Source organism: Pseudomonas avellanae BPIC 631 (assembly GCF_000444135.1).
GTDB lineage: Bacteria > Pseudomonadota > Gammaproteobacteria > Pseudomonadales > Pseudomonadaceae > Aquipseudomonas > Aquipseudomonas avellanae.
In genome coordinates this window covers 20680-43502 of record NZ_ATDK01000228.1, presented here as the reverse complement: position 1 = coordinate 43502, position 22823 = coordinate 20680, and the positions used below count along the sequence as shown (strand labels likewise).

The 22823-nt window shown below is 60.5% G+C and carries 15 protein-coding genes and 3 pseudogenes; 12 read left to right on the top strand and 6 right to left on the bottom strand.

Features of this window, described 5'->3' with window-relative positions:
• Positions 1 to 83 precede the first annotated feature (83 nt).
• A pseudogene (locus DW49_RS1000000130005) lies at positions 84 to 221 on the bottom strand (TadE/TadG family type IV pilus assembly protein); the annotation flags it as partial.
• A gap of 75 nt (positions 222 to 296) precedes the next feature.
• Here DW49_RS1000000130005 and DW49_RS0110880 point away from each other — a divergent pair.
• Together DW49_RS0110880 and DW49_RS0110875 are read left to right on the top strand one after the other, a co-directional pair.
• On the top strand, positions 297 to 767 hold the full coding sequence (locus DW49_RS0110880) for an A24 family peptidase (RefSeq protein ID WP_024420391.1): 471 nt from the start codon (positions 297 to 299) through the stop codon (positions 765 to 767).
• Between the two features lie 157 nt (positions 768 to 924).
• Positions 925 to 1707, top strand: a complete 783-nt coding sequence (locus DW49_RS0110875; RefSeq protein WP_005620679.1) for a response regulator transcription factor — start codon at positions 925 to 927, stop codon at positions 1705 to 1707.
• Between the two features lie 6 nt (positions 1708 to 1713).
• Here DW49_RS0110875 and DW49_RS0110870 read toward each other — a convergent pair whose 3' ends face one another.
• Complete coding sequence (locus DW49_RS0110870; RefSeq protein ID WP_005620681.1) at positions 1714 to 3369, bottom strand: response regulator; 1656 nt, start codon at positions 3367 to 3369, stop codon at positions 1714 to 1716.
• Positions 3370 to 3703: 334 nt separating this feature from the next.
• Here DW49_RS0110870 and DW49_RS0110865 point away from each other — a divergent pair, with 334 nt between their 5' ends.
• The 5 genes from DW49_RS0110865 to DW49_RS0110845 all read left to right on the top strand — a co-directional run bounded on the left by DW49_RS0110865 (position 3704) and on the right by DW49_RS0110845 (position 9549).
• On the top strand, positions 3704 to 4783 hold the full coding sequence (locus DW49_RS0110865; RefSeq protein WP_005620682.1) for a DUF2333 family protein: 1080 nt from the start codon (positions 3704 to 3706) through the stop codon (positions 4781 to 4783).
• Positions 4783 to 5325, top strand: coding sequence for an NUDIX hydrolase (locus tag DW49_RS0110860; protein WP_005620684.1), 543 nt, complete (start codon positions 4783 to 4785; stop codon positions 5323 to 5325). Before DW49_RS0110865 ends, DW49_RS0110860 begins: the two co-directional genes overlap by 1 nt.
• Before the next feature lie 209 nt (positions 5326 to 5534).
• Entirely contained in the window at positions 5535 to 5906 is a 372-nt protein-coding gene (locus DW49_RS0110855) for a translation initiation factor Sui1 (protein ID WP_003376518.1), read from the top strand.
• Positions 5907 to 5994: 88 nt separating this feature from the next.
• Positions 5995 to 7908, top strand: a complete 1914-nt coding sequence (gene speA / locus DW49_RS0110850; protein ID WP_005620686.1) for an arginine decarboxylase — start codon at positions 5995 to 5997, stop codon at positions 7906 to 7908.
• A gap of 738 nt (positions 7909 to 8646) precedes the next feature.
• Positions 8647 to 9549 carry an alpha/beta hydrolase gene (locus tag DW49_RS0110845; RefSeq protein ID WP_005620688.1) on the top strand — a complete coding sequence of 301 codons (903 nt, stop codon included), beginning with the start codon at positions 8647 to 8649 and terminating at the stop codon, positions 9547 to 9549.
• Here DW49_RS0110845 and DW49_RS0110840 read toward each other — a convergent pair.
• Positions 9543 to 10883 carry an MATE family efflux transporter gene (locus tag DW49_RS0110840; protein WP_005620689.1) on the bottom strand — a complete coding sequence of 447 codons (1341 nt, stop codon included), beginning with the start codon at positions 10881 to 10883 and terminating at the stop codon, positions 9543 to 9545. The two genes, DW49_RS0110845 and DW49_RS0110840, sit on opposite strands and share 7 nt — an antisense overlap.
• 384 nt (positions 10884 to 11267) lie before the next feature.
• Here DW49_RS0110840 and DW49_RS0110835 point away from each other — a divergent pair, with 384 nt between their 5' ends.
• Positions 11268 to 16217: an alpha-2-macroglobulin family protein gene (locus DW49_RS0110835; protein WP_024419749.1), complete on the top strand. Its 4950-nt coding sequence runs from the start codon at positions 11268 to 11270 to the stop codon at positions 16215 to 16217.
• Positions 16218 to 16458: 241 nt separating this feature from the next.
• Here DW49_RS0110835 and DW49_RS0110830 read toward each other — a convergent pair whose 3' ends face one another.
• Positions 16459 to 16752 carry a hypothetical protein gene (locus DW49_RS0110830; protein ID WP_002555356.1) on the bottom strand — a complete coding sequence of 98 codons (294 nt, stop codon included), beginning with the start codon at positions 16750 to 16752 and terminating at the stop codon, positions 16459 to 16461.
• A gap of 95 nt (positions 16753 to 16847) precedes the next feature.
• Here DW49_RS0110830 and pbpC point away from each other — a divergent pair, with 95 nt between their 5' ends.
• Positions 16848 to 19196, top strand: a complete 2349-nt coding sequence (pbpC, locus tag DW49_RS0110825) for a peptidoglycan glycosyltransferase PbpC (RefSeq protein WP_024420861.1) — start codon at positions 16848 to 16850, stop codon at positions 19194 to 19196.
• Positions 19197 to 19529: 333 nt separating this feature from the next.
• Here the strand turns inward: pbpC and DW49_RS0110820 are convergent, their stop codons facing one another.
• Together DW49_RS0110820 and DW49_RS0110815 are read right to left on the bottom strand one after the other, a co-directional pair.
• Positions 19530 to 19937 carry a response regulator gene (locus DW49_RS0110820; protein WP_005620693.1) on the bottom strand — a complete coding sequence of 136 codons (408 nt, stop codon included), beginning with the start codon at positions 19935 to 19937 and terminating at the stop codon, positions 19530 to 19532.
• A gap of 41 nt (positions 19938 to 19978) precedes the next feature.
• The gene (locus DW49_RS0110815; protein WP_005763190.1) at positions 19979 to 20185 is read right to left on the bottom strand and encodes a Flp family type IVb pilin; all 207 of its coding nucleotides are present in this window, start codon (positions 20183 to 20185) and stop codon (positions 19979 to 19981) included.
• Between the two features lie 322 nt (positions 20186 to 20507).
• Between DW49_RS0110815 and cpaB the strand changes: the two are divergent.
• The 3 genes and pseudogenes from cpaB to DW49_RS0110805 all read left to right on the top strand — a co-directional run.
• Positions 20508 to 21472: pseudogene (gene cpaB, locus DW49_RS0110810) on the top strand (Flp pilus assembly protein CpaB); the annotation flags it as partial.
• Positions 21415 to 21567, top strand: a pseudogene (locus DW49_RS1000000131985) (pilus assembly protein); the annotation flags it as partial. The pseudogenes cpaB and DW49_RS1000000131985, both read left to right, overlap by 58 nt.
• On the top strand, positions 21567 to 22823 hold the full coding sequence (locus tag DW49_RS0110805) for a TadA family conjugal transfer-associated ATPase (protein ID WP_024420885.1): 1257 nt from the start codon (positions 21567 to 21569) through the stop codon (positions 22821 to 22823). The pseudogene DW49_RS1000000131985 and the gene DW49_RS0110805, both read left to right, overlap by 1 nt.

Below are 22823 nucleotides of genomic sequence, written 5' to 3'. Positions count from 1 at the left end.
GTTCTTCAATGCTGAGTTCATGATATGACATAGGTTCACCGTACCGGATTGGTCAGGTGTTGCGCTCAGTTTTTGCCGCCGCCCTGCATCATCAGCAACGGCAGGCTATAACTCACCATGCCGTAGAACACTGCAAAGAAAACGACAAACACCGCAGCAAATTCAATAGCGGCGGCACCCTGTTGTTTGCCGGGAAAGGCACGATGCGCACGTATTTTCATTTCAACGTCTACCCTGACATCTACGACCTTTGAACAGCATAGGTTCTTTACGGAAAACAGGATGTTTTTTGCTTGATGAAATTATTTTTTCTGCTGGTCTGGTTTGCAATTTGCGCCGAACAGGATGCGCGCCGCAAGGAAATCCCCAATGGGTTGACACTGGGCGCCATAGCGCTTACAACCGTCTATCTGGCCGTTACCGGCCTGACCTGGCTGGGCGCGCCACAGCTTGAGGGGGCTTTGGCGCTTTTGCTGGCCTTGGCGCTGACATTGCCCGGTTACACGCTGGGCAGGCTGGGCGCTGCAGACGTCAAGTTGATGACGGCATTGGCGCTTGCATCAAACACTGCTTATTTGTTATGCACGTTTATTGGCGCAGGCGTCGCGATGCTGGCGTGGGCATTGATAGGTAAAAGAGTCTGGCCTCTTATACACCAACAGGTTACGCAGCGTTACAAACACATGAATCCCGGGGTGCCAGACAAATATCCTTTCTCACCGTTCTTATTGATCGGCCCGCTGCTGACAGTGTGTGTTATCCATTAGTCGAATGAAAATATAATGCTATGTACATAGTCGGAAAGTACGACTACGGTTGATACATCGCGCTCGCGTAACGTCGCGTACGCAAACAGAGCTTGATCATGTTTTGCTGAATGGATAAAGGTCCCGGTTTGCCGGCCTTAACAGCATGGAGTCGCATGTGAATAACTACCCGGTCCCAAAAATTCTGGTGGTCGATGACCAACCTTTGATCGTTGAAGAACTCGGCGAGTTTCTGGAAGGCTGCGGCTATGCGTGTGTGCGCTGTCACTCAAGCCTTGAAGCCATCGAACACTTTGCCAACGACAGCGCCATCGGCATCGTGCTGTGCGATCTGGAAATGCCCGGCATGAATGGCATCGAAATGGTCGAAGCCATGAAGATGGCGGGCGGCAAGACGCATCTGTTCGAAGCCATCATGCTGACCGGGCAAGCCGAGAAAAAGGATGTCATCAAGGCGCTTCGGGCGGGTATTGCCGATTACTACCAGAAGCCGGTCAATCTCGATGAACTGCTCGAAGGGGTTCAGTCGCAGGTAGAAGCGCTGGCCGAGCGCCAGAAAAACCGTCAGCAATTGGGCCCGCTCAACGAGAAACTTCAGTTTCTGGCGGCGTCCATTGACGATCTTTATCAGAATCTGGACAGCGTCCAGAGCACGCCGCAGGCCGGGCGCAAGCCACGGCTCAATGCCGAAAATGCCTCACAGATGCCAACGGTGCTCGCCAAACTGTCACGTCGCCAGCTCGATGTGGCGCGTCTGGTCAGTACCGGATTGACCAACTACCAGATTGCCTGCGAACTGGGCATTACCGAAAACACCGTAAAACTTTACGTGTCGCAGGTTCTGCGCTTGACCCATATGCACAACCGCACTCAGCTGGCGCTGGCGTTTTCACCCGGTAAAACCGGGGAGCGGCAGCGGCTTATCGAAAGCCAGGGGTAAGACTGCTCAGGCCTCGATTTCTGCCAGCACGACATGATACGGCGCTTCCACCAGCGCCGAATGCACCTGATTGCGCCCTGCATGCTTGGCGCGATACAGCGCGGTGTCGGCCTGTGAGGCAAGGCTCAGGCTGTCATCATCTGCACCGAGGGAAACCACGCCGGCACTGAACGTGCAGAACAGGTCCACAGGCTGCGCCGGGTAGTGAATCTCCGCAAAGCGGTGACGGATTTCATCGAGCACCTTGTGAGCGTTATGAATGTCGGTGTCTGGCATGACGATGGCGAACTCTTCACCGCCGTAACGACCGATGAAATCGGTTTTACGCAGGCGCTGCTTGAGGAACAGTGCCAGGCTCTTGATGACCCGATCACCCATAGGATGGCCGTGGCTGTCGTTGACCCGTTTGAAGTGGTCGATATCGAGCATGGCAAAACACAGCGGCGTGCCTTCACGTCGCGAACGAAAACTGCAATCTTCCAGCAGTTGCAGGATGTGCGTGTGGTTGTAGAGCCCGGTCAGGCTGTCACGAACCATGCGCGCCTTGAGATTGCGAGCCCTGGCGGCGCGATTGCGCACCGTGGTGATCAAGTGGCGCGGCTTGATCGGCTTGGTCAGGAAGTCATCGCCGCCTTCGCTCATGGCATCGAGCTGCTTGTCCTGATCATCCTCGGCCGACAGGTAAATGATCGGCACGCTGACGTAACGGTCGTTGTGGCGAATGACCTTGGCCAGCTCGGTGCCGGTACAGCCGGGCATGTACATGTCGAGAATGATCAGGTCCGGCTGAAAATCGGCGAGTTCGGACATCGCCTGAATCGGGTCAATGAGCACCCGCGTCACGATCCCGGCGGCATTCAGCACGCGCTCGGTGTGCAGGGCCTGGGCACGGGAATCATCGATGATCAGCACTTTATAAGGCTCGTATTGCGCCACGCAGGTCAGCACTTCGATTTTTTCCAGCAGGCTCGATGCTTCCAGTGCGCCGGTCAGAAACTCCTCACCACCGGCGCGCACCGCTGCCAGCCGGGTCGGTGTGTCGGTTTCATGCAGACTGAAAAACAACAGCGGCAGCTTTTGCTCCAACCCTTCCTGCGCCTGCGAGGCCAGTTTCAAGCCCATGCCAGGACCGCTGAAATCGACGTCCATGACAATCGCCGCCGGGTGCCGCTGCGCCATGGCACGCTGGAAATCGGCAACGCTGTGCAGTGAAAGAGCCGACAAGCCGAAAAACTCCAGCTGTTTGGCCAGACGCTCGGCCCGCTCATGGTCCTGAAGCACCACGTAAACCGGCTTGCGCAGCGGCGGCAGCGACGTTTGCTCGAAGCGGTCGCCATGCCGCAGCCCGGTGCGCGACAGGCGCTGCATGAGGCGATTGAGTTCTGTGATGACGTGGCTGTTGAGCCGGCCGCGATTGGCGTCAACAGCTTCCAGTGACTGATTGATCTCGTGAGCCAGGGCCACATGCTCAGCTTGCTCGAAGCGCTCGGCAAAACGCAGCAGACGCAGCGTTGCCTCTTTGAGTTCGGCCATGTCGGCAACCGACCACTCGGCTTTTTGCAGGCGTTGCCATGTCTCCAGAATCTGCCGAGCCTGATGAATGACCCTTTGGGCAAAGTGATGCTTGAGACGATCGCGGCTAGGGTCTTCGAGCTCGGTCATATTCAGACTACTGTTGATTTACTGAGCGAAATGGCTGATGGCGCTATGCTAGCACCTCCCATACGACAGAAGAGCGCCGTAAGTCACTTATTTGACAACATTTTGATGGCGCATAGCCATTACTCAAAATCAATCGACTGATAGATAACAGCTATAAGCTTTTAGCTGCAAGCTAGAAGCTAGAAGCGGTCGGCTTTGAGCTTGAAGCTTGAGGCTTGAGGCTTGAGGCTTGAAGCTAACCGCTTGCAGCTTCCAGCCTATCGCTTGAAACTGCCCAGGAAGGTTGCGGTCGAACGCCGTGTAGCATTCAACTCAAGATCGAAAGGACCCTACCATGCTGGATTGGAAAAACCGCGCAGGCAGCGCGGGTGAGCGCACCGCTGACACCGCATCGGTCAAGCGCCGGGGTTACCTGGGTAACCTGTTCTATAGCCGCGCTCTGGGCGCCTTGATCTTGATTTACCTGCTGGTGGCGCTCGTCGTCGGTTGGTACTGGAGTAAAGAACCCGCACTGTTCCCGGTACAACAAAACGCTCAAGCCGCCGCCGAACGCGAAGGCAAGCAGATGGTTATCGGCTACACCACGGTCGAAACCCTGAAAACCGTGGCCGGCACTTTGCTCGACAAGCGTGGTGGCTACCTCTCCAACGACCGCATGCCGCCTGGCCTGTGGCTGGACAACATCCCGAGCTGGGAATACGGCGTGCTGGTTCAGGTGCGTGACCTGAGCCGTGCGCTGCGCAAGGACTTCGCCCGCTCGCAATCGCAATCTGCCGAAGATGGCGATCTGGCGCGCGCCGAGCCGTTGTTCAACTTCAACAATCGCAGCTGGATCCTGCCTTCCAGTGAATCTCAGTATGCCGAGGGCATCAAATCTCTGAGTCGCTACCAGGCACGACTGTCCGATCCGAACCAGAAAGGCGCACTGTTTTACGCCCGCGCCGACAACCTCAACAACTGGCTGGGTGATGTCGGAACGCGCCTGGGTTCGCTGTCGCAGCGCCTGTCGGCCAGTGTCGGCAGGGTCAAACTCAACAGCACGCTGAAAACCGAAGCCGCTGTTTCGGTCAAGCCGGGCGAAGTACCGCAGGTTGACGAGGAAATCGTTGAAACCCCGTGGCTGGAAGTGGACAACGTTTTCTATGAAGCGCGCGGTCAGGCCTGGGCGCTGTCGCACTTGCTGCGCGCAATCGAAGTGGATTTTGCCGATGTGCTGGCCAAAAAGAACGCGACAGTGAGTGTGCGTCAGATCATTCGTGAGCTGGAGGCTTCTCAGGAGCCGCTGTGGAGCCCGATGATTCTCAACGGCAGCCCGTTCGGTGTGTTCGCCAACCACTCGCTGGTCATGGCCAACTACATCTCACGCGCCAATGCTGCGGTGATCGACCTTCGCCAGTTGCTGAATCAGGGCTGATGGCTATTTCTCCGAACGAGGCCGCGCACCGCGCCGCCTCGGACGCCGAGCACATTGCCTGGGTCGACGAGCAGGATCAGTTGCTGGGCCCCATGGTTCGCGCCGAACTGCGCGAACAAGGCCTGATCGGGCGTGGCACCTACATTCTGCTGTTCAACAGTGCCGGGGACCTCTGTGTGCACCGGCGTACGCTGAGCAAGGCGATTTACCCAGGATACTGGGATGTGGCGGCCGGCGGGATGGTTCAGGCAGATGAAAGCTACGCCGAGTCTGCGGCCCGTGAGCTTGAAGAAGAGCTGGGTGTCAGTGGCGTGCCGCTGCAGGCTCACGAACAGTTTTTCTTCGATCAGCCCGGCAATCGCCTGTGGTGCGCTGTGTTTTCGGCAGTGTGGGACGGGCCGCTGAAACTGCAACCTGAAGAGGTACTGGAAGCGCGCTTCATGCCCATCGACGAAGTGCTGCATCAGGCAGAACACACGCCCTACTGCCCGGACTCGCTGGCTGCGCTGAAACGCTACCTGAATCAGTCTGTATCTGTTTAGCGATGAAAGTGTTCGGCAAAGCGACTGTTCAGTAAATTGGCGCATCCAGCCTCTTAGCATTCGGGCTGTTTGCCGTTACACTGCGCGACCTTTTTCAAACTGGACCGGCCCTGCCCTTTCAGTAGCGCTGCCCCTGCCAGAGTGGGGCTTCGCGGTCGATGGCTCGTATGAGCCCGACCCATCTTCAGTCCTCAACAAGAGGATGTTCCGTGGCTAAAAAAGCCGCTTCCCTCGCCGCCTTGGGTGGCTTGGTGTTTTCAACCGACGCAGGGCGCCACTGCCCCGATTGTCGTCAGCCTGTTGCCGACTGCACCTGCAAACAGACCGCCATTCCCGAAGGGGACGGCGTTGCTCGCGTACGTCGCGAAAGCAAAGGCCGTGGCGGCAAGACAGTCACCACCATCAGCGGCGTGCCGCTGGCCGAAGAGCCGCTCAAAGAGCTGGCCAAGGCCCTCAAGCAACGCTGTGGCACCGGCGGTTCGCTCAAGGACGGTGTGATCGAGATTCAGGGCGATCATGTCGAACTGCTGATCGCAGAACTCGTCAAGAAAGGCTTCAAGGCCAAAAAGTCCGGCGGCTGAACCCGCGACTCAAATCGTCATTTCAACTCATTACACTGCGCCCAGCCGGTTATTGGCTGGCGCTATGACTTCTTTATAGGGGACCTCGATGTCCGTACGACGCACACGCAAAGACGATGGCAGCCAATGGACAGTTGCGGACAGCCGTAGCGTTTATGGCATTCGCCATTGGGGCGCGGGTTATTTTGCAATCAACGAGGCAGGCCGTGTTGAAGTCCGCCCCAAAGGTCCGGAGAGCTCGCCCATCGACCTCTACGAGCAGGTCGATAACCTGCGCAAAAGCGGCCTGTCGCTGCCGTTGCTGGTGCGCTTCCCCGATATTCTGCAGGACCGCGTGCGTCAGCTGACCGGCGCATTCGACAGCAACATTGCGCGCCTGGAATACCAGAGCCAGTACACCGCGTTGTACCCGATCAAGGTCAACCAGCAGGAAGCGGTGGTGGAAAACATCATCGCCACGCAGAACGTTTCGATTGGTCTGGAAGCTGGCTCCAAGCCTGAGCTGATGGCCGTGCTGGCCCTGGCGCCCAAAGGCGGCACCATCGTCTGCAACGGTTACAAGGACCGCGAGTTCATCCGGCTCGCGCTGATGGGCCAGAAGCTGGGCCACAACGTGTTCATCGTCATCGAGAAAGAATCCGAAGTCGAGCTGGTCATCGAAGAAGCCGCCGAGCTTAAAGTCGCCCCTCAGGTCGGCCTGCGCGTGCGCCTGTCGTCCCTTGCCTCGAGCAAGTGGGCAGACACCGGCGGCGAGAAATCCAAGTTCGGTCTGTCCGCCGCGCAATTGCTCTCGGTGGTCGAGCGCTTCCGCAAGGCAGGCCTCGATCAGGGCATCCGTCTGCTGCACTTCCACATGGGCTCGCAGATCGCCAACCTGGCGGACTACCAGCACGGCTTCAAGGAAGCGATCCGCTACTACGGCGAACTGCGCAAACTCGGCCTGCCGGTGGATTACATCGACGTCGGTGGCGGTCTGGGCGTCGATTACGACGGTACTCACTCGCGCAATGCCAGCTCGATCAACTACGACATGGACGATTACGCCGGTGTCGTGGTCGGTATGCTCAAGGAATTCTGCGACGCGCAGAGCCTGCCGCACCCGCATATTTTCTCGGAAAGCGGCCGCTCGCTGACCGCCCACCACGCCATGCTGGTGGTGCAGGTGACCGACGTCGAGAAGCACAACGACGAAGTGCCGAAGATTGCCGACAAGGAAAGCCTGCCGGAGACCGTGCAGTGGCTGGTTGACCTGCTGGGGCCGACCGACATCGAGATGGTCACCGAAACCTACTGGCGCGCCACGCACTACATGAGCGACATCGCCACCCAGTACGCCGATGGCAAGATCAGCCTGGCCGAGAAAGCGCTGGGCGAACAATGCTACTTCGCTGTCTGCCGCCGTTTGTACAATTCGCTGAAAGCCCGTCAACGCTCGCATCGTCAGGTGCTGGACGAGCTCAATGACAAGCTGGCCGACAAGTACATCTGCAACTTCTCGGTGTTCCAGAGCCTGCCGGACACCTGGGCAATCGGCCAGGTGCTGCCGATCCTGCCGTTGCACCGCCTCGACGAGGAGCCTGTACGCCGCGCCGTGCTACAAGACCTGACCTGCGACTCCGACGGCAAGATCAAGCAATACGTCGACGAGCAGAGCATCGAGACCAGCATGCCGGTGCACTCGCTGAACGAAGGCGAAGACTATCTGCTGGGCATCTTTCTGGTGGGCGCTTATCAGGAAATTCTGGGCGACATGCACAACCTGTTCGGTGACACCGACTCGGTGAACATCTACCAGAACCCTGACGGCAGCGTGTACCACGCCGGTATCGAGACCCACGACACCATCGAAGACATGCTGCGCTACGTGCATTTGTCGCCGGAAGAACTGATGACCCATTACCGGGACAAGGTCGCCAGCGCCAAGATAACCCCACGCGAACGCACCTACTTCCTCGACGCCCTGCGCCTGGGCCTGACCCGCTCGTCGTACCTTTCGTCCTGAGGGCACGAAAGACGGGGGTGAAAACACATTCACCCTCGTCGTTATACGCAAGCCCGCTTTTGATTCTGGCCGAAGGCCGTGGGAGCGACCGGGCGGCGATCCGCATTGTTCGCGAAAGAGCAGGCATAATCGCCGAAAACACATCGTTTGAACTACAATCTTCGCGAACGATGCGGATCGCCGTCGCGGTCGCTCCAATGCCCTGTGAGTAGAAGCTGAGAGCCACGTTTTCCTGGCTCGTCAGGGCTTATGTATAACGATGAGCGCTCCGCGCTGGAATGTATTTCGTGACGCTCCGCGTCACACAGCGGTTCTGCGATACCAGTGATCTTTTTTCCGGTTCAGGTCACCTTTTCGCCCCTCGGCGACTGACTTTGAAGGATCAAAGTAAGCAAAATCCCGGCTCCGTTTCCGTCACTTACGTTGCGATCTGCGTCGTCAGTACCATCGTGGTCAAAAAGCGCTTTCGTTTATGTTCTGTGACTACGGCCAAGGCATGACGTTGTGTTGCAGCATAGATGTGACCCGGAGCGTCACGAACTTCATGCCGATGTAGAGCATTGGCAAGAGAGTCATTTGGAGTTGCGTGTAACACAGAGCGCTTCAGCAGCACCCCAACAACGCAGCCGATGCCTCAGGTGATCCACCTGCCCGCAAACAACGTAGCAGTAACTGTGCGGCACTGGGGCGCAGCGTGATGGTCTCAGGCATATCCGATCAACTGCCCGAGCCTTCCTTATGATCCGAGCGATTTTCCTGACGCTGATGACCGGTGCCGTGCTGGTAGCGTTGTCCGGCTGCTCGCCTTTGAAGCTGCTGAATACGCTGAACCCGAGCGGCCCTGTCGATCATGTCTACGGGCTGGCCTACGGCCCGGATCCGCGCCATACGCTGGACGTTTACACACCGAAATCAAAGCCGGACAACGCACCGGTGGTGGTGTTCTTTTACGGCGGCAGCTGGAACAGCGGCTCGAAGACCGATTACGCCTTCGTCGGCGAAGCCTTGGCGGCGCGTGGCATGGTGGTGGTGATTGCCGACTACCGGCTGTATCCGCAAGTGCGTTATCCAAGTTTTCTGGAAGACTCGGCCAAAGCGCTGGCCTGGGCGTACAAACACGCAAAAACCTACGGTGGCGATCCTGACCGGCTGTATGTGATGGGTCACAGTGCGGGGGCCTACAACGCCGCGATGCTGGCGCTTGACCCGCGCTGGCTGGCTCGTGAGGGGCTTGCCCCTTCCATTCTCAGCGGCTGGATCGGCCTGGCCGGGCCTTATGATTTCCTGCCAATCGAGAACGCGGACGTCAAACCGGTGTTCTTCTTCCCGAACTCCCCGCCGGACTCACAACCCATCAACCACGTCAGTGCCAGTGCCCCACCGGCGCTGCTGATGGCTTCGAATACCGACACACTGGTCAACCCCAAGCGCAATACCGGCGGGCTGGCGCAAAAGCTGCGCGCGGCAAACGTGCCGGTACGCGACCTGTACTTCTCACGCACCAACCACGGCACCCTGGTAGGCGCGTTTGCCAAATTGCTCAGCGGTCTGGCTCCGGTGGTTGACGAGGTGGACATGTTCGTCAAACACACGCCACTTGCGCAGCGTGAAACAAAGGGTTCGGGCTCAGCGCCTCAGTGAACGAACCAGCCGTCCCTGCGCGTCAGACGCCAGGCGATGGCCCCCAGACTCAAGTCGCGCAGCAAAGTGAACGCCAGAAACGTCAGCCACAGCGCGTGGTTGCCGTGGCTGGAAGCCAGCCAGGCGACCGGCGCGATGCCCGCCGCGCTGACCAGCATCGCGTTGCGCATTTCGCGGGCCCGCGTGGCGCCGATGAACAGCCCGTCCAGCAGGTAACTCCAGACGGCCAGCAAGGGCATCAGCGCCAGATACGGCAGGTAAGTCATGGCGGTGGCGCGCACTTCGGGGATGTCCGTCTGGAAGCTGACGAAGCCGTGCCCGCCGACCAGAAACACTAACGCGAACCCTACGCTTGCGATCAATGACCAGCCCCCCGCCACCACCAGCGAACGCCGCAAGGTGTCCCGGTCACGCGCGCCGATGGCGTGGCCGCACAGCGCTTCAACCGCATGCGCCAGGCCGTCGAGCGCATGAGCGGTCAACAGCAGGCCATTGAGCAGCAGCGCGTTGGCGGCAACCGTAGCATCACCCAGACGAGCGCCTTGCACAGTGATCAGAAACATCACCGATTGCAGCGCCAGCGTGCGCAGAAAGATATCGCGATTTACCGCCAGCAACGGCCGCCAGTTGTTCCACAGTTTCAGCGCCGACCAGACAATCTGGCCGGCCCAGGCGCGCAGGGTCTTGCAGGCCAGCAGCAGACCGAGCACCACACCGGTCCATTCCGCCAGCACCGACGCGCGGGCCGACCCCACCACGCCCCAGTCCAGGCCCATCACGAACCACAGGTTGAGCGCGATATTGACCAGATTGGTGACGAGCAGAATGGCCAGCGGCGCTCTGGCGTTCTGCGTGCCGAGAAACCAGCCGACCAGTGCATAGCTGGCCAAGGCTGCGGGCAGGCCGAACAATCGGGTGTGGAAGAAGTCCAGCGTCATCTGTTGCAGGTCGGCCGAAGGCTGCATCATCGCCAGCGCCAGGTGACTGAACGGTAAAGCGATCACGCCCAGCAACAACGCCAGCCCAGCGGCCAGCAGCAAACCTTGCAGCAGTATCCGGCGCAACGCCGCGCTGTCATTGCGCCCGGCTGCCTGCGCAGTAAAGCCGGTGGTGCCCATGCGCAAAAAGCCCATCGCCCAGGCAAGAAAGGTATACAGCGTCGAGCCTACGGCGACGGCACCCAACTGATGGGCATGCGGCAGATGGCCGATCACCGCACTGTCGACCAACGCCACCAAGGGCACGGATATATTCGACAGAATCATCGGCGCCGCCAGCGCCCAGACACGACGGTGGGTTGAGCGATGACGCCAGTCGTTGAGCAACGTGGACATGAGAACTCCCGGGAAGGCGAGCATTGTAGCCAGAGCGCGAGGGCTTTGTTGCGTGAATGATGGCCGCCGGATCCTGAGAACACCTACCGTGCACGCTGGAGCATAAGGAACGATAACTTCATCTATCGTGCGACGCTCCGCGTCGCATGCCGTTCTGGACGCTCCGCGTCCGGTCTTGCTTTTGCAGTGCAGCGCAAATCTGTGACGCAGAGCGTCACGCACGGCATTCCTACGCAGGAGCGTAAGGAACGATAACCTCAACTATCGTGCGACGCTCCTCGCCCCGAATGTGTCCAGACACACACTTATCAATCTGACAGTAATACTTGTCATCACGACTGTTATATAGTCGCGCTCTCTCAACCGTTGCCGATGAGTGCACCTATGTTAAACAAAGGATTGTTTCTGGCTTGCGCGCTCGCGCTGCTGAGCGCCTGTGATTCCTCTACCCCGGATAAACCAGCGCCCGCCACGGCACCCAACACCCAGGCAACGGTTGCCGATACAAAGCCCAAGCCCGCGGTCGACCTCGCCGCGCTGAGCAAGCGCTATGCAGGCCGCGAACTGACGGTCATTGATGTGTCGGAAATCCAGGTAGACGGCGCAAGCACGCTGTCGGTGAGTTTTTCCGTGCCGCTGGACCCGGAGCAGAAGTTTGCTGAAAAACTGCATCTGGTGGACAGCAAGAACGGCAAGGTCGATGGTGCCTGGGAGCTGTCGGACAACCTCATGGAATTGCGCCTGCGCCATCTGGAGCCACAGCGCAAACTGGTGCTGACGGTCGATGCCGGGCTGCTGGCGGTCAACAAGGCCAAACTCGCAGCCGAATACATCAGCCGCCTGGAAACCCGCGACCTGCAACCCACTGTCGGCTTCGCCAGTCGTGGCAGCCTGCTGCCGACCCGTCTGGCCGAGGGCTTGCCGGTCATCGCGTTGAACGTCGACAAGGTCGATGTCGAATTCTTCCGGGTCAAACCCGACGCGATGCCGAACTTCCTCGCCCAGTGGGACGGCGCATCCAGCCTGTCCAGCTACAGCTCCGAAGAACTGCTGCCTATGGCCGACCTGGTCTACGGCGGCCGCTTCGACCTCAAGCCTGCGCGCAACACCCGCGAAACCGTGCTGCTGCCGATTGCCGGCATCAAGGCGCTGCAACAACCGGGCGTTTACCTCGCCGTGATGCGTGCCTCGGGCACTTACAGCTACTCGCAACCGGCCACCCTGTTCACCCTCAGCGACATCGGTCTGTCGGTGCACCGTTACAGCAATCGCCTGGATGTCTTCACCCAGGCACTCGAGGGCGGCAAGGCTCTGGGTGACGTAAGCGTGGATGTGTACGACGACAACGGCAAGGTCGTTGCGCAAGGCAAGACCGACAGCGACGGCCACGCCCAACTGCCGTTGCCCGCCAAGGCTGCGGTGGTGCTGGCGCACAAGGACGAACAGACCAGCATGCTGCGCCTGAACAGCTCGGCGCTGGATCTGGCCGAGTTCGACATCTCCGGCCCGCAGGCGCACCCGCTGCAATTCTTCATTTTCGGCCCGCGCGACCTGTACCGCCCCGGCGAAACCGTGCTGCTCAACGGTCTGCTGCGTGACAGCGACGGCAAAAACGTCAAACCACAACCGATCACCGTCGAAGTGCGCCGCCCTGATGATCAGGTCAGCCGCAAGTTCGTCTGGGAAGCCGACAGCAGTGGCTTCTACCAGTATCAATTGCAACTTGCCGAAGAAGCCCCGACCGGGCGCTGGCAACTGGTGTTCGACCTGGGCGACGGCAAACCACAGCTTTATGAGTTCAAGGTCGAAGACTTCCTGCCCGAGCGTCTGGCTCTGGAACTCAAGGGCAGCGACGAGCCTGTCGCGCCTGCCGACAACCCCGAGTTCGACATCACCGGCCGCTACCTGTACGGCGCGCCTGCATCGGGTAACACCCTGACCGGTCAAGTGTATGTGCGTCCATTGCGTGAAGCGGTGGCCAAACTGCCGGGCTATCAGTTCGGCTCGATCACCGAAGAAGACCTCAAGCATGACCTGGAGGTTGAACCCATCACCCTCAATGCCGAAGGCCACTCCACGCTCTCCGTGCAAACCCAGTGGGCAGAGGCCAAATCACCGCTGCAACTGATTCTGCAAGCCAGCCTGCAAGAGTCTGGCGGTCGGCCGATTACCCGCCGTCTGGTGCAACCGATCTGGCCCGCCGAGCAATTGCCCGGCGTACGCGCACTGTTTGGCAGCAGCTCCGGTGGCGAAGACTACGACGAGGAAGCCGGCAAGGGCGAAGCCCAGACCAACGGCGACGGCCCGGCCGAGTTTGAAATCGTGATGGCCGATGCCGCTGGCAACAAGCTTGCAGCGGATAACGTCAAGGTCAGGCTGATCCGTGAGCGTCGCGACTACTACTGGAACTACTCGGCCGATGACGGCTGGAGCTACCACTTCAACGAGAAATTCCTCAACCTGAACGAGGACACCCTCAGCATCACCAAGGACTCCACGGCCAAAATCAGCTTCCCGGTCGAGTGGGGTCCGTACCGTGTCGAGGTCGAAGATCCGTCCACCGGCATCATCAGCAGCCTGCGTTTCTGGGCCGGTTATCGCTGGCAGGACAACACCGACGGCGGCGTGGTCAGGCCGGATCAGGTCAAGCTGGCGCTGGACAAACCGGCCTACAACGATGGCGACACCGCCAAAGTCACAGTGACCCCTCCGGCCGCCGGCAAGGGCTACCTGCTGATCGAGTCCAGCGAAGGTCCGCTGTGGTGGAAGGAAATCGACGTACCTGCCGAAGGCAAATCGTTTGAAATCCCGCTCGACAAGCAATGGGCGCGTCACGACCTGTACGTTACCGCGCTGGTGGTACGCCCCGGCGAACGCAAGGCCAATGTCACGCCCAAGCGCGCCGTGGGTGTGCTGCATCTGCCGCTGGACCGCGCGCAACGCAAGCTGGCGCTGACCGTCACCGCGCCGGAAAAAATGCGCCCCAAACAGCCGCTTAAACTCAAGATTGTCGCCAAAAACGCCGATGGCAGCGTGCCTAAACAGGTGCACGTGCTGGTGTCGGCGGTGGACGTCGGCATTCTCAATATCACCAGCTATGCCACGCCTGATCCTTTTGCCAGCCTGTTCGGGCGCAAGCAATATGGCGCTGACCAACTGGATATCTATGGCCAGTTGATCGAAGCCGGCCAGGGTCGCCTGGCGAGCATGGCGTTCGGCGGTGATGCGCTGGCCAAGGGCGGCAAACGTCCGGACACCAGCGTCACCATCGTTGCGCTGCAAAGTGCTCCGGTCACGCTCAATGAAGCCGGTGAAGGTGAGGTCAGCGTCGATATTCCTGACTTCAACGGCGAACTGCGCGTTATGGCTCAGGCCTGGACCGACGACCGCTACGGCATGGCCGAAGCGAAAACTGTGGTGGCGGCGCCGATCATCGCCGAGCTGTCGACGCCGCGCTTTTTGGCCGGTGGCGACCAGACCAGTATCGCGCTGGACGTCTCCAACCTGTCGGGCACAGCACAGAAGCTGGACGTGAAAATCAGCGCCGAAGGTCAGTTGAGCATTCCCGGCGGCGATCAGAGCAAGCCCTTGCAGCTCAAGCAAGGCCAGCGCGTCACCCTGAAAGTGCCGGTGTTGGCGCAGGGTGGCTTGGGCCAAGGCAAGATCAAGGTGTTGGTGGAAGGCCTGGACCTGCCGGGTGAAAACCTGCCGGCGTTCACCCGCGAATGGACCGTTGGCGTGCGCCCCGCCTACCCGGCGATGCTCAAGCATTACCGCGCCACCCTCAACGACCAGACCTGGAGCCTGCCGGACGGCGCACTTGAGGCCTTCGAGCCTGCCGGTCGCCAGGCGCTGCTGTCGCTGTCGAGCCGTCCGCCGCTTAACCTCGGCGAACAGATCCGGGCACTGAAAGCCTATCCATATGGTTGTCTGGAACAGACCGCCAGCGGCCTGTATCCATCGCTGTACGCTGATGCCGCAACCCTCAAGCGTCTGGGCCTGACCGGCGAGCCGGACGCCGAACGCAAGCGCAAGGTCGAGATCGGCATCGAGCGCCTGCTGGGCATGCAGCGTTACAACGGCAGTTTCGGCCTGTGGGGCTCGGACAGCGACGAAGAGTACTGGCTGACCGCCTACGTCACCGACTTCCTGCTGCGCGCCCGCGATCAGGGCTTTGCGGTACCTGCGGACTCGCTGAAGAAGGCTAATGAACGTCTGCTGCGCTACTTGCAGGACGCGGGGCAGATTCAGGTCAATTACAGCCAGAACGCCGAGCACACCCGCTTTGCCGTGCAGGCTTACGCCGGGCTGGTGCTGTCACGCAGTCAACAGGCACCGCTTGCGGCATTGCGCAGCCTGTTCGACCGCCGCAGCGATGCGCGTTCGGGCCTGCCGCTGGTGCAACTGGCCGTGGCGCTGGAGAAGATGGGCGACAAGCCGCGCGCTGATCTGGCCCTTACCGCAGGCCTGGCCGTCGGTCGCAAGAACGAATGGCTGGCCGACTACGGCAGTTCGCTGCGTGATCAGGCGCTGATTCTGGCGTTGCTGGAAGAGAACGACATCGCCAAGGAAAAGCGCGACGAGCGTCTGTTTGCCCTGGCCGATGAAGTCGCGGCAAGCCGCTACCTGTCCACTCAGGAAAGCAATTCGCTGTTCCTCGCCGGTCGCAACCTGCTGGGCAAACCGGAGAAGGACTGGACCGCCAGCATCGCCAGCGGCACCGAAACCCGCAAGCTGAGCAACAAGCAGCCAGGCCTCAAGCTGGACGGCTCAATGCTAGGTTCACCGCTTACGGTTCACAATCAGGGCAGCGAGCCGCTCTACCAACAGCTGACGGTTTCGGGTTACCCGACCCAGGCACCTGCGGCGGGCGGTGAGAACCTGAGCATTCGTCGCGAATACCTGAGCCTGAGCGGCGCGCCGCTGAACGTCGGCGCGCTGAAGACAGGTCAACTGGTACTGGTGCATCTGGAGATCGGTGCCAAGCAGCGTGTGCCCGATGCCTTGGTGGTGGACTTGCTGCCGGCAGGCCTGGAACTTGAAAACCAGAACCTGGCGCAAAGCTCGGCCAGCCTGGAAGACGCCAGCGAAGAGGTGAAAACCATCCGTGAGTCGATGGAAAACGCCGGGATCAAGCATCAGGAATATCGCGGTGATCGTTACGTGGCGGCGCTGGATATCGACGGCAACCGCAGCGTACACCTGCTCTATCTGGCGCGCGCAGTCACACCGGGCACATACCGCGTGCCGCCGCCGCAGGTGGAGTCGATGTACCGCCCGAACTGGCAGGCATTGGGTGACGCGCCCGCGCAGATGGTGGTGAAGGGCAAATGATCGCTAACTGGTTGATCAATTGATTGGAATGCTTACCCGTGGGAGCGACCGGGGCGGCGATCCGCATTGTTCGCGAAGAGGCCGGTACATCCGCTGAAGATGTATCGTCAGGAATAAAGCCTTCGCGAACAAACGAAACGTCGCCCGGTTCGCTCCCACAAATACCAACCGCGTAGCTCCTTTCGCGAACAAGCGAAGCGTCGCCCGGTTCGCTCCCGCAGGTGGAGACGGAGTTAGCGCATCAATGAATAATCCAGCTCAGCAACCAGAGCCCCAGTGCCAGCCATATGATTCCGAGGATGATCGAGGCGCGCATGAACGCCCGGACGGCTGAATAGAGCAGCATCAGGCCGATGATCAGTGCGACGATGCTGATCAGTGAAGTGTCCATGCCCAGTGTGCGGGACAAACCATCGACAAAATTCCCCCCAGCATGGGTAAACCCGTTGAACAACCACGCCAGACCGTCGACGAAAAAGCGAATCACCGCGCCGATGGCCTGTCCGAGCCATTCAAAAAAGCCTTCTACCTGCATATGTACGTCCTGATTGGGGTCGTGAAGAAAATGATCTGTCCGCTTTGGCCGTCGCCAGGCGTGTCAGGTTCCGTGGATCATAAAGGCTCTTTGCGTTGAAACCTGAATTTCTTCTGCGCCTCGTGCAAAAACTCAAATGGCTGGCAGGCTGCGTTTTGCTGCTGATTGCCCTGCTCTGGCTGGCTGATCGCCTCTGGCCGTTGCCACTGCCCAAGGACGATCTGGCGCGTGTCGTGCTGGCCGAAGACGGCACGCCGTTATGGCGCTTTGCCGATGCCAACGGTGTGTGGCGCTACCCGGTCACTAACCAGCAGGTTTCGCCCTACTACCTTGAAGCGCTGCTGACCTACGAGGATCGCTGGTTCTACAGCCACCCCGGCGTGAACCCGCTGGCGCTGGTGCGCGCCAGTTGGCAGAACCTCAGCGGTGCTCGAGTGGTGTCGGGCGGCAGTACGCTGTCGATGCAGGTTGCGCGGCTACTCGACCCGCACTCGAGAACCCTGCCCGGCAAGTTTCGCCAACTGTGGCGCACGTTGCAGCTGGAATGGCACCTGTCCAAGGATGAAATCCTCAGCCTGTACCTCAATCGCGCGCCGTTTGGTGGCACGCTGCAAGGGGTGGCGGCCGCCAGTTGGGCGTATCTGGGCAAATCCCCACAGAACCTGACGCGCGCCGAAGCAGCGTTACTGGCCGTGCTGCCGCAGGCGCCGAGCCGCTTGCGCCCCGACCGTCATCCGCAACGCGCACAATTGGCCCGCGACAAGGTGCTCAGGCGTCTGGCCGAGTTTCAGGTGTGGCCGCAAGGCAGCGTCGACGAGGCGCTGGAAGAGCCGTTGTGGCTGGCACCGCGCCAGGAACCAAGCCTGGCGCCACTGCTGGCACGACGCCTGAACCGACCGAACAGCCCGCCACTGATCCGCACCACGCTGGATGCAACGCTGCAACGGCGCATGGAAGATTTGCTGATGGGCTGGCGGGCACGGCTGCCGGAGCGCACCTCGGCAGCGATTCTGGTGGTCGAGGCAGAGACCATGGCGGTGCGCGCCTACGTGGGCTCGGTGGACATCAGCGATGCCAAGCGTTTTGGTCATGTGGACATGGTGACCGCACTGCGCTCGCCGGGCTCGACGCTCAAACCGTTCCTCTACGGCATGGCAATGGACGCCGGGCTGATTCACTCTGAATCGCTTATGCAGGACGTGCCGCGCCGCTATGGCGACTACCGGCCAGGCAACTTTTCGACCGGGTTCGGCGGGCCGGTGGCTGCCAGTTCTGCATTGTCGATGTCCCTCAACCTGCCTGCCGTGCAGTTGCTGGAGGTCTACGGCCCGAAACGCTTCGCCGCCGAACTGCGTAATGGCGGTGTGCCGCTGACCCTGCCGCCGCTGGCCGAGCCCAATCTGGCACTGATTCTGGGCGGGGCCGGCAGTCGGCTGGAAAATCTGGTCGCTGGCTACAGCGCCTTCGCCCGTAGCGGGCGGAGTGCCGACGTCAGGTTGCAGCCGCAGGACCGCCTGCGTGAGCGGCGGATGATGTCGCCGGGGGCGGCGTGGATTATCCGGCAGATTCTCAGCGGCCAGTCGCGCCCGGACATTGATCCACGTGCAGAGCTGGTGCAGCGTCCGCAACTGGCCTGGAAGACCGGCACCAGTTATGGCTTTCGCGATGCCTGGGCGATTGGCGTCGGGCCGCGCTTTCTGGTCGGCGTGTGGATCGGCAGGCCGGACGGTACGCCGGTGCCGGGCCAGTTCGGCCTGGCCTCGGCTGCGCCGCTGATGCTGCAGGTGCACGATGTACTGGTCAATCGCGACAGCCAGCGCGGCATCGCTGCGCCAGTGCAAGCGGTGCCGTTGAACGTTGGCGTGGCGGCGATCTGTTGGCCGCTGGGGCAACCGATGAGCAAGAGCGATCCGAACTGCCGTCGCCAGCGCTTCGCCTGGACGCTGGACGGCACCACGCCGCCGACCCTGCAAGCCGCCGATCAACCACTGGGGCTGGGTTTACAGGAACGTATCTGGGTCAATGACAAAGGCTTGCGTGTCGGTGCCAGTTGCCCGAATGCCCAGCCGAGAGAGATCGCGCTATGGCCTGCGCCACTTGAGCCCTGGCTGCCCAGGGCAGAACGACGCGAGGCGCGCCTGCCACCCGCAGACCCGGACTGCCCGCCACAGAACCTCAACCTGGCACCGCCGCTTAGTATTGTCGGCGTGCGCGAAGGCGACAACCTGCGCCTGCCCGCTGGCAGCCGTCAGGCCCTGCACTTGAAACTCTCGGCCCTGGGCGGCAGTGGTCGGCGCTGGTGGTTCATCGACGGCTCGCCAATGGCAGACACCGACACCCAACACGACTTCACCCCGACCCTGAACAAACCGGGCCGCTACCAACTGAGCGTCCTGGACGAAAGCGGCCAGACCGCGAGGGTCGAATTCAGCGTGGTGGAGTGACGGTGATAGGGCGGCGCTGAAATGGTCTGACTCGGCTGTGTCTGGCGGAACGAGTGCACCGTCTTTTCTGCCGGTTCCCGGCAGTTCGCGGACAAGTCCGCTCCTACAAAAAAAAATGGGAGTAGGAGCAGACCGGGCGACGCTTCGCTTGTCCGCGATGGCTGCGAAGCGGCCCCAAAACAGGCCACCCTGGTTGTATCTAGTGACCGAAGCGGTTGGTTTTGCTGCCGGTTCCCGGCAGATCGCGGACGAGTCCGCTCAGAAACCAAGGAATCGCGGACAAGCGAAGCGTCGCCTGGTCCGTTCCTGCAGAAACCGAGGGATCGCCAGCCGTCACTGAACCTGAAAGATTTTCGGTTCAGGGAACAGGTTGTTGAGGGTTTCAATCAAGCGGATGTGGTAAATGGGTTTGCGGAACAGGTCGAGCACGTGCAGGCGCAGCATGTCGCTGACGTCGTCCATGTCGGCATGGCCAGAAGTGACGATCACCGGCAGGTGCTGACGCGAGGTGTGTTCGCGCAGGTGGCGGATCAGCTGGATGCCGCTCTCCTCCGGCATCCGCAGATCGGTAATCACCAAGGCGATGTCCGGGTGAGCAGTCAACTGATGCAGGGCCATCTTGACGGAGGACGCCGTGAAGCAACAGAACCCCTCGCCTTCGAGCAGTTCCGCGAGCTCCTCATTTGCGTCCTCTTCGTCATCAACCAACAGCAGTTGTTGGCGGGTAGGATGCACAGCCATGTTGATATCTCGATAGTGGACTCAGGGGCACCATCATAGACTCATGGAGCAGCGGTGCCACCCAGCGCCTCGATAATTTCGTTGAATCTGGCTTTGATTGCGGTGCCCATTGGCGTCACCATCGCAAACAGCACCAGTGCAACCATCGCTACAATCACTGCGTACTCAATGGCAGAAGCCGCCTCTTTGTCTTTCAGGAAAGACTGAATACGAGTGTAGACGCTAATGTACAGCTGGGTAAGGAACATCTGATTTCTCCTTGCGCCTTCAAGGCGCCAATAAACCGTTTTGCGCATGTATCCCCCTGCAATACCAGCATTGCCCTCAAACAGAAAACCCACAATCTCAATAAAGCATTAACCGGAAAGTGATAGGCCCGACTCCTCCCCGGTTTAACTCGGCCAAACGCTATGTCGTTCACCCGAAAAGCTTTTTATGCCAAGGCACAATGGCGTTTTGGGTGCTATCAGCTACCGTCACGTAATGGACGGAAATGCCGTCCGCCGTTGCGGTGTTGCGAAGTTGCCGCACCGGCTTGAGTTGTCCTGCGATGACAAAGGGAAAGTTGCCATGAGCAGTCGCATTACTTGGTGCTCGCGGTCCTGTTTCTGCTGGGCGCGTTGATTGCCGGATATCTGGGAATCGCCGTCAGCAAACCGGCTGAGGTACCTGCAGTTGTCAATACGTCAGCACCGCCTGTCGCCATCGAACAAACCGCTCAAACACCCGCGACCCCGCCCGTCGAAGAAGCATTGCGCCACAACGTTGTGGTTCTGGCCCGGGACATCCCGGCGTACACCCCCATCACGGCCGAAGACCTGGCCATTGAACGGCTCAAGATTGCACCACCCGGAAGTTTCGAGCGCATCGAGAGCCTCGTCGGCCGCAGCAGTTGGCGGACGCTGACCGCCGGAACCTGGCCCAGCGAAAGCAGCTTTGATGCCGGAGGCACGCTGGCACGGATGATCCGCCCACATGAACGGGCGCTGGCGTTACAGGTGGATGAAGTGACTGGCGCATCCGGGCAACTCAGCCCCGGCGACTACGCGGACGTGCTGCTTTACCTGCCTGAAGACGCGAGCAACCCCAGCCGCTCCAGCCAGGTGGTGGTGCCCGCCCTGCGAATTCTCGGGATTGGCGGGCTGCTCGGCCCTGATCGCGATGGCAAGCCGGTGCAGAACATCAGCGCCGACGAACGCTTCAAACAGGAACAACAACGGATCAACGCCCGAACCGTGACAGTCGCGGTGCCGGAGGCATTGCTGGCGCGGCTGATGCTGGCGTCGCAAACCGGCATATTGCGCCTGGCAGTGCGCAGCGCCGAAGAAGGCAACCTGCAGGATTACTGGGCAGGCGAAACCGGCAGCCGCGATGCCGCCGAGCGCCTGGATTCAGCCAATCGCCAACTGGTCAGCTTTCGCCAACTAAGCCTGAGCCCGACCAATACGGCAACGCCGGGCACCGCAACGCGCACACCGCGCGCTGTCGAGGTGATACGCTGTTTGAACTGGCATCGCGTGACGCGCTGTGTTCCGGGCTGCGGCGCCTTGGCGAACACTTGGCGCGGCACTCCGAGACGCATGAACAATCCGATCAAGGCTGGCTCGCCCGGCTGTGGGGGAACAGGTAATGCCGGAAAAACTGTTTGGCATCTCATCGCGTGGCAATGGGCAGGCCGATGATGGCCAAGGCCTGAAACTGGTGCTGCACCGCTATATCATCGATGGCATCGAAGAGAGCGGCAAAAACCTGCTGGAAGGCTCACGACCGGCTCTGGCGCAATTTGTCATCGATAAAGTGGCTGAGTACGTCGCTCGCCTGCGACTGGCCATCTCGCGTTACGAAATGGAGCGGCTGGCCGAAGAACTGGTCGATGAGCTGACCGGCTTCGGGCCGTTGGAAGTGCTGTTGCGCGACAGTTCGGTCACGGAAATTCTGGTCAACGGGCCGAGCAAAGTGTTTGTCGAGCGTGATGGCGTGCTGCATCACACCGACCTGCGTTTTATCGATTCGCATCACGTCGAACGCGTGATGCAGCGCATTCTCGCCCCGATGGGTCGGCGTCTGGACGAGTCTTCGCCGATGGTCGATGCGCGCCTGCCCGACGGCAGCCGGGTCAATGCGATCATTCCGCCGATTGCGCTGGACGGCCCGTGCCTGTCTATCCGGAAGTTTCGCAAGGACATGCTCAAGAGCGCCGATCTGGTGGCCATGCAGACCATCGACCAACCCATCTTCGAGTTCTTTCAGGAAGCGGTGGGCAAACGCTGCAACGTGCTGGTCAGCGGCGGCACCGGCACGGGCAAGACCACCATGCTCAACGTGCTGAGCCAGTTGATCGACAGCAATCAGCGCCTGGTCACCATCGAAGACGTGGCCGAACTGCAACTCAGCCACCCGCATGTGGTGCGCCTGGAAACCCGCCCGCCGAATGCCGAAGGGCATGGCGAGGTCCGCGCCAGCAACCTGATTCGCAACTCGCTGCGGATGCGCCCGGACCGCATCATCCTCGGCGAGATCCGTGGCGTCGAGGTACTGGACGTTTTGACGGCAATGAACACCGGCCACGATGGCTCGATGAGCACGGTGCACGCCAACAACGCGCAGGACGCCCTGCTGCGCCTGGAAACCCTGGTCGGCCTGACTGGACGATTGATCCCGGAAAAGACCCTGAGGCAAATGATCTGCGCAGCGCTGGACGTGATCATCCAGCTGGCCCGCCTGCCGGACGGCCGCCGCTGTGTCAGCGAAGTGGTAGAGGTGGTCGGCATACGCGATGACATCTACGTCACCAACACCTTGTTCCGCCTGGATCGCCGCACCGGGGTCGGCTTCATGCGCGAGGCCGCGCACGCCGCTGGTGACAAGCTGCGGCCCGGTTACTGA